The organism is Nocardiopsis rhodophaea (genome assembly GCF_039530945.1).
In the GTDB taxonomy this organism is placed as follows: Bacteria; Actinomycetota; Actinomycetes; order Streptosporangiales; family Streptosporangiaceae; genus Nocardiopsis_C; species Nocardiopsis_C rhodophaea.
Genome location: NZ_BAAAPC010000070.1, coordinates 1 through 635, shown reverse-complemented (window position 1 = coordinate 635; position 635 = coordinate 1). Strand labels below are relative to the sequence as shown.

General features: G+C 49.3%; 1 pseudogene. It reads right to left on the bottom strand.

Annotated elements, in window-relative coordinates:
• Positions 1 to 635 (bottom strand): annotated as a pseudogene (locus tag ABD259_RS25695) (IS110-like element IS4321 family transposase); the annotation flags it as partial.

Here is a 635-nt window from a genome sequence, read left to right as displayed (position 1 = left end):
GATCTTTTTGTTGCCCCGCTTGCTAATCCCTAACAATGTCGTCCGACCTCCCGTGCTGTACTGTCGGGGTACCAGCCCTGTTGCCGCCGCAAAGTCACGGCTGCTGGCGTACTGCTTCCCGTCGCCAATCTCAGTTGAAATAGTACTGGCAGTCAGCGTTCCAACGCAGGGAATACTCAGCAAGCGCTGTCCAACCTCATCTTCGTCCAACTTTCGTTTCAACTGAGATCCCAGACCTTTAATCTGCTCAACAAGATAGTGATAATGCTGTTGTAATTTCAGCAGTAACTGGCTGAGATAAAGAGGCAAACTACTGTCCTCAAGAAGGGTACTCAGTCGACTAATAACGGCAGCACCTCGCGGAACGCTGATACCAAATTCCAGCAGAAAAGCATGCATCTGATTAGTTGTTTTCACCTTATCCTGAACCAGGGATTCACGGACACGATGCAGAGCTCGCATTGCCTGCTGAGATTCGGTTCTGGGCTGCACGAAACGCATAGATGGACGTGATGCTGCTTCACAGATAGCTTCAGCATCAACGAAGTCATTTTTGTTGCTTTTAACGAATGGGCGGACAAATTGCGGTGATATCAGCTTTGGAAAATGCCCTAACTCTTCCAGCTTGCGTGCCA